The 10,044-nt window shown below is 30.1% G+C and carries 8 protein-coding genes; 3 read left to right on the top strand and 5 right to left on the bottom strand.

What is annotated here, in order from left to right; translation table 11 throughout:
- A partial coding sequence (locus tag AC9UFV_RS04305) for a tetratricopeptide repeat-containing hybrid sensor histidine kinase/response regulator (protein ID WP_509573144.1) occupies positions 1-2,180 on the top strand: 2,180 nt, incomplete at its 5' end.
- Here AC9UFV_RS04305 and AC9UFV_RS04300 read toward each other — a convergent pair.
- Together AC9UFV_RS04300 and AC9UFV_RS04295 are read right to left on the bottom strand one after the other, a co-directional pair.
- Positions 2,177-3,430 carry a DEAD/DEAH box helicase gene (locus AC9UFV_RS04300; RefSeq protein WP_509573141.1) on the bottom strand — a complete coding sequence of 418 codons (1,254 nt, stop codon included), beginning with the start codon at positions 3,428-3,430 and terminating at the stop codon, positions 2,177-2,179. The two genes, AC9UFV_RS04305 and AC9UFV_RS04300, sit on opposite strands and share 4 nt — an antisense overlap.
- 110 nt (positions 3,431-3,540) lie before the next feature.
- Positions 3,541-4,578 (bottom strand): formimidoylglutamase, encoded by a 1,038-nt coding sequence (locus AC9UFV_RS04295; protein ID WP_509573138.1) that lies wholly within the window; start codon positions 4,576-4,578, stop codon positions 3,541-3,543.
- Between the two features lie 89 nt (positions 4,579-4,667).
- On the opposite strand from AC9UFV_RS04295, the gene AC9UFV_RS04290 reads away from it, so the two are divergent.
- Entirely contained in the window at positions 4,668-5,543 is an 876-nt protein-coding gene (locus tag AC9UFV_RS04290; RefSeq protein WP_509573136.1) for a DUF8428 domain-containing protein, read from the top strand.
- A 48-nt stretch (positions 5,544-5,591) separates the two neighbouring features.
- On the opposite strand, the gene hutI is transcribed toward AC9UFV_RS04290, so the two are convergent.
- Positions 5,592-6,830 (bottom strand): imidazolonepropionase, encoded by a 1,239-nt coding sequence (gene hutI, locus AC9UFV_RS04285; protein ID WP_509573134.1) that lies wholly within the window; start codon positions 6,828-6,830, stop codon positions 5,592-5,594.
- A 68-nt stretch (positions 6,831-6,898) separates the two neighbouring features.
- Between hutI and corA the strand changes: the two genes are divergently transcribed.
- Entirely contained in the window at positions 6,899-7,969 is a 1,071-nt protein-coding gene (gene corA / locus AC9UFV_RS04280) for a magnesium/cobalt transporter CorA (RefSeq protein WP_509573132.1), read from the top strand.
- Positions 7,970-7,972: 3 nt separating this feature from the next.
- Here corA and AC9UFV_RS04275 read toward each other — a convergent pair whose 3' ends face one another.
- Positions 7,973-9,301 (bottom strand): aldehyde dehydrogenase, encoded by a 1,329-nt coding sequence (locus tag AC9UFV_RS04275; protein WP_509573130.1) that lies wholly within the window; start codon positions 9,299-9,301, stop codon positions 7,973-7,975.
- A gap of 37 nt (positions 9,302-9,338) precedes the next feature.
- Entirely contained in the window at positions 9,339-10,028 is a 690-nt protein-coding gene (locus tag AC9UFV_RS04270) for an RluA family pseudouridine synthase (protein ID WP_509573128.1), read from the bottom strand.
- Positions 10,029-10,044: the final 16 nt, after the last annotated feature.

Genomic DNA, 10,044 nt, shown 5'->3' with positions numbered 1-10,044 from the left:
TCCTTTTTTTTTTATTTATTTCAAATATATTTTTTGCTCAATCTGATACTCCTCAGGTAAAAGAGATTAAAGATATCCTTTCTAAATCAGGGGAATATCTAAACAAACTTGAATGTGATAAATCGATGTTATTGGCAAAAACAGCGCTCCAAAAAGCCATAAAAATTGACAATCCTGAACAAACAGCCAGAGCCTATAACTTAATTGGATTAAATCTTGAGCAATATTCCGACTATAAAAAAGCCATTTTTTTCTACCAAAAAGGTTTGACTTATGTAGATGAAATCTCAAATAATTTTGTCATTTCTTCCTTGCACACCAATATTGCAAATTGCTATTGTTTTAGAAAAATAGATTTTAAAAAAGGAATTTATCATTATAAAAGAGCTTTATATTTTATCAATTTATTAAATGATGATTACATGATAATGTATGCTAATCTAAATATTACTTCAGCTTATTTTGCCGTTGAAGATTACAATAATGGATTTGAATATTTAAAACTTGCTGAAAAATTAATAGTTAGTCAGGATGATTTGGAGGCTAAAATCATGTATAATTCACTTTTAGGGGGTTATTATTCTTATAAAAATGATTTTGATAAATCAGAAAAATATTACAAGACTGCATTGAAATTTTGTAATGAAAACACTAAAGAATTTTTAGAAAGTAATGCTGCAGAGGTTTATGATGATATTTCTAGAATGTATGCAAAGAAAAAAGATTTTTCAAGTGCCTATGAATACATGGAAAAATACAATCAATTAAAAGATAAATTGTATGAAGAAGAACATTCTCAAGTAGAAAAACAATCTGGAATGTCTTCGGTATTAAATGAATATAAAAAACAAATAAGTCATATTGAATTTGAAAAGCAACAACAATTAGAGCTGATTAATCAAAATAAAAAGGTTACCATTTTATTATTTATTCTATCCATAATACTAGTTTTACTATTACTATCATTATATAAAAATTACTTATTCAAGAAAAATACAAATTTATTATTAGTTAAGAGCAACCAAGAAATTCAAAAAGCCAAAGAAAATGCGGAGGAACTACTAACCTTAAAATCTCAATTTATTTCCACGATAAGCCATGAACTAAGAACACCATTGTACGGGGTAGTGGGAATAATTGATATAATAAAAGATGAAAATCCAAGATTGGCAAAAAGCGATTATATGAAATCACTTTCTTTTTCAGCAAATTACCTGTTATCATTGGTTAATGATGTACTTCAGCTAAGTAAATTTGAAAGTAGAGTCATAAAATTAGAAGATAATGAATTCAATATTTTTGATGAAGTAAGTGCTATTTTTGGATCTTCAAATATGATTTATAATAAAAACAACAATAAAGTAACTTTTGATATTGATCCAAATATTCCAAATAGATTAATTGGTGACAATAGTAGATTAGCTCAAATATTGATTAATTTATTGGATAATTCATTAAAATTTACCAATCAAGGGGAAGTTTCATTGACCATTAATTTAATTAAAAATGAAGATGATTTTTCTTATTTAAAATTTGAAGTTAAAGATACAGGAATTGGTATTGCGCCTGAAAATCAAAAATTAATTTTCGAAAATTTCACTCAGATAAAAAACATAAATTCACCATACCAAGGAACAGGAATTGGTCTTTCGATAGTGCAATATTTAATTGAAATGTTTGAAAGTACAATTGAAATTGAAAGTGAATTGGGAAAAGGTTGTGCTTTTAATTTTACAATTAAATTCAAAAACAGATGTAATAACGAATATTTATTACAAAATAGTAGTAATAATCAAAACGAATTAGAACCAATTAATGTTTTGTTAATTGAAGACAATAAGATAAATCAATTGGTTACCAAAAAGTCGTTGTTGAAATTGAATTGCAACGTTGAAATTGTGGAAAAAGGCTCAGATGCATTAAGACTTATTACTCAGGATGTATTTGATTTAATAATTACAGATATCAATCTACCGGATATTTCGGGTTTTGAAATAACTAAAAAAATCAGAGACAATAACATTAAAACTCCTGTATTTGCGGTAACAGCATACTCTTACGATGAAATAAAACTTCAAGCAATTGAGTCAGGAATAGACGAGATTTTTGTTAAGCCCTTTAAATCAGAAGAATTATCAGCAAAAATCAGAGAATATATTTATGATAACAATGATAATTAGTACCAGCGTTTTTTATTTTGCTTTGAGTTGGATGATTTTCTAGATTTATTAGCCTCCCGACTTCTGTTAGAATTTTTCTGAGAGTTTGCAGGAGCCGTTTCTGGACTTCCACTGTGCCAAGGATAAGGATGATCTGAAATTGTTTTGACATCAACTTTTATCAATTTCATGATGTCTTTCCAATAAGGGTGTTCGTCTTTTCCACAAAATGAAATTGCAATTCCGCCGTTTCCAGCTCTTCCTGTTCTTCCAATTCTGTGAACATAAGTCTCAGGAATGTTAGGTAAATCGAAATTGATTACAAACGGTAATTGGTCGATATCAATTCCTCTTGCTGCAATATCGGTAGCTACAAGAACGCCAACTTCCTTATTTTTAAAAGCATCCAAAACCCGTTGTCGAGCATTTTGAGATTTGTCACCGTGAATTGCCTCAGCAGCAATATTATTTTTTCTCAGTGCTTTTACCACATTATCTGCTCCGTGTTTTGTTCTAGAAAAAACCAATACATCAGATAAATTTTCATTTTTTATTAAATGATATAACAAGTTTCTTTTTTCCGTTTTCTCAACAAAATAAATTCGTTGTTCAACATTTTCAGCGGTTGAAGAAACAGGTGAAACAGAAACCTTAGCTGGATCTTGAAGGAACATTTCTGCTAGTTCCCGAATCGCTATTGGCATTGTTGCCGAAAATAAAAGAGTTTGTCTATTTTTTGGAGTAAGTTTTACAATTTTCTTTACATCGTTTACAAACCCCATGTCCAACATTTGATCGGCTTCATCAAGTACCAAAGTGTGTAAATGATCTAAATCTATAAAACCTTGCTTGTGCAAATCCAATAATCGTCCAGGTGTTGCAATTAAAATATCAATTCCAGATTTCAAAGTATCGACTTGCGGATTTTGCGAAACACCACCAAATATGGTCAATTGAGTGATGTTAGTATATTTTGCGTAAGCGTCGAAACTTTGACCAATTTGAACTGCCAGTTCTCTGGTAGGAGTAACCACTAAAGCTCTAATTTGTTTTGCTTTTTTTGACGAACCTACAATTCGGTGCAATTGATGAATAATTGGAATTGCAAAAGCTGCAGTTTTACCTGTGCCAGTTTGCGCGCAACCGATAATATCTTTTCCCGATAAAACTATTGGAATTGCTTGTTTTTGGATGGGAGTTGCTTCTATATAGCCTAATTCAAATACAGCTTTTTGGATACTTTTTGAAAGTGATAAATCTTCGAATAACATATTTTTGATGTTTAGAATTCAGTATTAATTACTTAAATTCAAGGCAAAGATAGGTTATATTAATGAAACCTTGTTTTTAAGAAATAAATCTTGGAATCCTATTGATTTTTTTATTGGTTTTCAAAATTAGCTTTTATAAAGTCGGTAACAAGATATCCAATAAGTTTACCAATTAAATGATTGTTTTTTTCTTCACCTAATTCTGGGGCGCCTTCGCAAATGTGTAAATATGCAGCATTTTGATTATTCCCAAAAAAGTAAATAAATTGGCGTAATTTTTCAATAGAAAATCCACTTAAAGTCATTGCGCTACTGGCTATGTTTGGAATAGCATCTAGGTCAATTTCTATTCCAAAACGGTCGTCTTTTATGAAATCTAAAGCAAAATTCATTTCAGGTTCAAACTTTTTTTGTTTTCTGATTTGAATTTCATCGTAAGTATTGAATTTTACTCGATCGTCAATTTTTTTTAAGGAATCCAAAACACTTTTTGAAGTATAGTTTTCGTGTAAACCAAAAATAAAATATCGATTTAAAAAACCTTCTTCATAGGCATAAGAAAAACCATTTCCACTGTGTCTGCCTTCCAAAATTCTAAAATCGGAATGGGCATCAAAATTGATTGCGTTCATAGGTTTTCCAAATGCTAAGGCAGAACCCTTAATATTTCCATAGGCGTTATTGTGGCCACCACCAATGATTATTGGAATCTTTCCAGCTTTGATAATTTTACAAACGATGTGTGAAACATCTTTATCTATTTTATGAACCAATTGGTTTAATCGTTTTCTGTCATTATCAGAATTATAATCTAATTGCTGACTTTCAGCCATTTCTTCACTCACATTTAGTTGGCCTAATACTAATAGTTGGCTTCCTTTACAAAAACGATTGTGTTGAATATTTGCAATATTTTTTATGGCACTTTCCCATGCAGATGCAGCGCCGGTACGACCATAATTGGCTCTTACTCCAATGTCTTCTGGGATTCCGAATAAAACATATTTTGCTTCGCAAGAATTTAAGTATTCACTTGCATTAGTATTTTTTGGTACAGTTAACATTTTCTCACCAAATTTTACCTCTCCAGATCTGAAGTTGGTCACTTTTGCAAGGTCATTAACTGTGAAGGGAACCAATTTTTCCATACAATAATAGTTTTATCAAAAATAATATATTTTAATTACTTACGTTGTTAGAATATTAATTATTATTTTCGTAAAAAATTATATTCATTATGGAAAATCAAAACAACAATTCAGGGCTTAAATCATTAGTTATTGTATTGTCAGTACTTTTTGCTTTAAGCTTAGTTTACATTTACAAATTGACTACTGATGTTAATTCTACAGAAGCCAAATTAACTACTACTTTGTCTGAAAAAGATCAAGTAATGAAAGATTTAAAAGACCTTAAAACAACTTATGACGCTGCAATTGCCGAAAATACTTCCATGTCAGATGAATTAATAGCTGAAAGAGACAAAGTGGTTGCTCTAATGGAAAAATTGAAAAATTCAAATGGCGATGTAAGTAAATATAAAAAGCAATATTTAGTTTTAGAATCAAAAATGAAAGGTTTAGTTGCCGAAAATGAAATCTTAAAGAAAGATAATACGGTATTAAAAGTTCAAAGAGATAGCACAATTGTAGTACTTGACGAATCAAAAAAGTCAAATAAAGAATTGGCAGGTCAAAATGAAAACTTAACTAAAACTGTTGAAAAAGGTTCAAAATTAGCAATTGTGAATTTAAAATCTTCTGCTTTTATTGTTAGAAGTTCTGGTAAAGAAATCGCAACAGACAAAGCAAGTCGTGCTGATGTCCTTAAAGTAAGTTTTACAATCGCAGAAAATTCTATCGCTAAATCTGGAGAAAGAAAATACTACGTTCAAGTTATTGACAGTAAAAATAATGTAATGGGAGAGCGTCAAACAGAGCGCTTTGCAGATAAAACATTAACATACAGTTACATTGCTAATGTAAAATATGATAATAAAACAATTGATGTAGTAAATAATATTAAAGCTGACAAATTAGAAAAGGGTACATTTTATGTAAATATTTTCGATAATGGGCAATTGATTTCAAATGCCATTTTCACTTTGAAATAATTTATTTTTTTATGATTTAAAGGGATTTGTTTATACAAGTCCCTTTTTTTATTTAACAAGATTTCCTTCAATAAATACTGAATCTATTAGGTTGCTACCAAAAGCATAAGGCAATTCGTAAATTGTATTTATGGGTTTTGTGATAATTATATTTGCTTTTTTTCCAATAGTTATACTTCCGTGAGTTTTAGAAATATCCATTGCGTAAGCTCCGTTTATTGTCGCTGCATTTATAGCTTCTTCTGGAGTCATTTTCATTTTTATGCAGGCCGTTGCAACCACAAAATTCATATTTCCTGATGGACTTGAACCTGGGTTATAATCAGTGGCTAATGCCAACGGTAGTCCAGCTTCAATAATATTTCTTGCTGGTGTATATGGAATCCCCAAAAAGTAAGAACAACTTGGAAGTGCAACAGGCATAGTATCTGAATTTTTCATAACCTCAATATCCTCCATATTCATAACTTCCAAATGATCAACAGAAAGCGCCTTTTTATTTACCGCTGCTTTTACTCCACCAAATGCATTAAATTGATTGACATGAATTTTTGAAACAAGTCCGAATTTTTTTCCCGCTTCCATAATTTCTTCCGTTTCTGAAACAGAAAAATAGCCTGATTCACAAAAAACATCAATAAAATCGGCAAGGTTTTCATTTGCAATAGCAGGAAGCATTTCATTAATTATAATATCAATATATCCTTGATGATTTTCCTTAAATTCAGTTGGAAAAGCATGTGCTCCAAGAAAAGTTGCTTTTAATTCAATTGGATAATTTTCTTTTAATTTTTGAATTACTCTCAACATTTTTAATTCTCCTTGAACAGAAAGTCCGTAGCCAGATTTTATTTCTACCGCTCCAGTTCCCATTTTCATGATTTCTTCCAATCGGTTTTTGGATTGATTGTAAAGTTCTTCTTCGGAAGTTTCATTTAATTTTTTTGCAGAATTTAGTATTCCTCCACCTCGGTTTGCAATTTCCTCATAGGTCATTCCATTGATTCTATCAACAAATTCTTGTTCCCTATTTCCTGCATAAACTATGTGTGTATGGCTGTCACACCAGGTGGGAAGCACCATTTTTCCTGTTGCATCAATAGTTGAATTCACAGAAATTGAAGGGCAATTTTTCATTTCCCCATAGTTTGAAATAATATTATTTTCAATCAATATATAGGCATTTTTAATTGTTGGCAGTTTATTCATTTCTGCTCCTGCAACTTTTAAAATGCCGTTTTCACGAACTTGTATTAGTTCTTTTATATTGATGATTAATAATTTCATAAAATGATTTTTAGTAAAAATACTCTGAATTTTGGAATATTTCTTAAATTTAGACAAAATTAGACATTGTGAGAAAAATTAAATATAAAAAAGGAAGAAAAGTTCAACCCTCGATTTTAGAATATACAGGCAATCATAAAAGTTTTGAAACTCAAATTCAATTGTTTGTTTATGACGATAATGATTTGACTGAATATCCGAATTTAAATATTGATAAGATCCCTGAAACGCTTGATTTAGATAAGGTAAATTGGTTGAATATACATGGTTTAAATGATATTGAATTGATTAAATCTATTGGGACTTATTTAGATGTTGATAATTATATTTTAGGTGACATTTTAAATACCACGCAAAGAACAAAATTAGATGAGCTTCATGATTTGCTTTTTTTCAATTTAAAATCTTTACTTCCCACAGAAAACTCTGATAACATTTCAGTTGAACAGATTAGTTTTTTAATTAAAGATGGGATTATTGTTTCATTTCAAGAAAAAAGAAGTGACTTTTTTTCGCATATTCGAGAAAGAATTAGAACTCATTCTGGAATAGTTAGAACAAAAAAAGCCGATTATTTGCTGTATTTACTTTTGGATGCAATTATGGAGAATTTTTATATTACCATAGAAGCAGAGGAAAATAAGGTTGAAGCACTTATAAATTTATCAAAAACGAGTACTGATCCATCAATTTTAGTTCAAATTGAGAAACACCGAGATAATTTTAACTTTTTAAAACGCTCAATCATTCCTCTTAGAGATTCTTTGTATTCTATAAAAAGTATTAAAGACGACGATGTTTTTAATGCTATAGCTCACGAAAATTTTAGTTTTTTTTCTCGTTTACATCAAAAAAGTTTTGAACTTTTAGATCAAATTGATGATGATATGGTTACATTAGATAGCGCATCTAATTTCTACTTTTCCTCACAAAACCATAAAATGAATGAGGTTATGAAAACACTAACAGTGATTTCGGCAATATTTATACCCTTAACTTTTATAGTTGGTGTTTATGGAATGAATTTCGAAAATATGCCAGAATTGAAATACACTTATGGCTATTACATTGTTATTGCAGCAATGTTAACAATTGTAATAGGAATGGTTTATTATTTTAAGAAACGCAATTGGTTTTAATAGTTACATCCATTTTAATATTTTCCTAATTAATGTAAGTTTACCTTTGTAAGGGGCATATCTCATTGGTAAATCGAGCCAATTTGCCTTTTTAACTATTGCTTTTTTATGAGAAAAAGTATCGAAACTCATTTTACCATGATAGGCACCAATTCCTGAATGTCCAACACCTCCAAATGGTAATCTATTATTTGAAAAATGAATCACAGTATCATTGATACAGCCACCACCAAAAGAGAATTTTTGAATTATTTTTTCTGCAAATTTGTTTCTTGTAGTAAATACATAAAGTGAAAGTGGTTTATCATATTTTGAAATGATTTCATCCAATTCCGAATCGTTTTCGTAAGATAATATTGGTAAAATAGGTCCAAATATTTCCTCTTTCATAACCGCGCTTTCAAATGATGTTTCGTCTATTAGAGTAGGAGCTAGGTAACAATCTTCAGAGTTTTTTTGGCCACCAAAAAGTACTTTTTCAGGTTCAATTAATGCATTCAATCGTTCCCAATTTCTAGTATTTACGATTCGTGTATAATCTGGTGATAATTCTGGATTATCGGAATAGGCATTTGTGATTTCTATTTTTAAATGCTCAATCAATTCTGATTTTACTTTTTCTTGAACCAACAAATAATCAGGTGCAATACAAGTTTGACCAGCATTAATGAATTTACCCCAAACGATCCTTTTGGCTGCCAGCTTAATATTGGCAGTTTCGTCAATAATACATGGATTTTTTCCGCCTAATTCTAAGGTTACTGGCGTCATAAATTCTGCAGCAGCTTTTGCAACAATTTTCCCAACAGCTACACTTCCAGTAAAAAAGATATAATCCCATTTTTGAGCTAATAGATTTTGAGAAACTTCAACTCCACCTTCTATCACTTCAACATGATTTTTTGTAAAAACTTTTGAAATAATTTCTGCAATAATGCTTGATGTGTTTGGTGTTAATTCTGAAGGTTTTAAAACAACAGAATTTCCGGCCGCAACAGCTGCAATCATTGGGCATAATGCGAGTTGGAACGGATAATTCCATGGAGAAATCACTAAGACTTTCCCATATGGTTCACTGTAAATATAATCACTAGAAGGAAAATTCAATATCGAAGGAAGAACTCTTTTGGGTTTAGCCCAACATTTTATATTTTTTAAAGTTTGTTTTAAATCACCAATTACATAATTTGTTTCGGTTAATACCGCTTCAAATTCAGGCTTTTTAAAATCTTTGTATAAAGCTTCAATAATTCTACTTTCGTTTTCTTCTATAGAATACAATAACCTGGTTAATGTTTCTTTTCTATATTCAATATTTGATTTAAAGTCCATTGGTTTAATTTAACTTTATAAAATTAATAATTTTATTTTAAATTGCGTTCCAAATTACATCATTTGGAGTAGGAGCAATAATTTCAATATTTTCTTTGGTCACAGGATGAGTGAAAACTAATTTTCTTGCATGAAGATGAATTCCACCATCGGGATTACTTCTATCAAATCCATATTTTAAATCTCCTTTTATTGGTGAACCAATGGCAGATAATTGTGCTCTAATTTGATGATGTCTCCCGGTGTGAAGGTTTATTTCTAGGGCGTAATAGTTTTGTAAAGAAGCAATTATTTTGTAATCTAAACTTGCGATTTTACTTTCGGGAACTTCATTTAAATGTGCTTTTGAAGTGTTGTTTTTTTCATTTCTTTTTAAGTAATGAACTAATTTATCTTCAGAATTTTGGGGTTTGTTTTTTACTATTGCCCAATAGGTTTTTTGCGTCTCTCGATTACTGAAAAGCTCATTCATTCGGGTCAAAGCTTTACTTGTTCTTGCAAAAATTACAATTCCAGATGTAGGTCGATCCAAACGATGAATCACTCCTAAAAAAACTTCTCCCGGCTTGTTGTATTTTACTTTGATATACTCTTTTACAACTTCTGAAAGTGGTTTGTCCCCAGTTTTATCTCCTTGAACAATATCGCCCACACGTTTGTTAATCACAATTATATGATTGTCTTCATGAAGTATTTGAAGGTTGTTTTTATCAGAAATTATTTTCATTTGGAATACCTAAACA

The organism is Flavobacterium sp. (assembly GCF_044349645.1).
Taxonomy (GTDB): Bacteria; Bacteroidota; Bacteroidia; order Flavobacteriales; family Flavobacteriaceae; genus Flavobacterium.
The sequence above is the reverse complement of the archived record's forward strand: the minus strand, read 5'-3'. Positions and strand labels throughout refer to the sequence as shown.

What these genes read in the sequence shown, in the direction of transcription:
- AC9UFV_RS04300 (WP_509573141.1), bottom strand. Translation starts at nt 3,430, where the DNA reads ATGTTATTCGAAGATTTATCACTTTCAAAAAGTATCCAAAAAGCTGTA.
- AC9UFV_RS04295 (WP_509573138.1), bottom strand. Translation starts at nt 4,578, where the DNA reads ATGGAAAAATTGGTTCCCTTCACAGTTAATGACCTTGCAAAAGTGACC.
- AC9UFV_RS04290 (WP_509573136.1), top strand. Translation starts at nt 4,668, where the DNA reads ATGGAAAATCAAAACAACAATTCAGGGCTTAAATCATTAGTTATTGTA.
- hutI (WP_509573134.1), bottom strand. Translation starts at nt 6,830, where the DNA reads ATGAAATTATTAATCATCAATATAAAAGAACTAATACAAGTTCGTGAA.
- AC9UFV_RS04275 (WP_509573130.1), bottom strand. Translation starts at nt 9,301, where the DNA reads ATGGACTTTAAATCAAATATTGAATATAGAAAAGAAACATTAACCAGG.
- AC9UFV_RS04270 (WP_509573128.1), bottom strand. Translation starts at nt 10,028, where the DNA reads ATGAAAATAATTTCTGATAAAAACAACCTTCAAATACTTCATGAAGAC.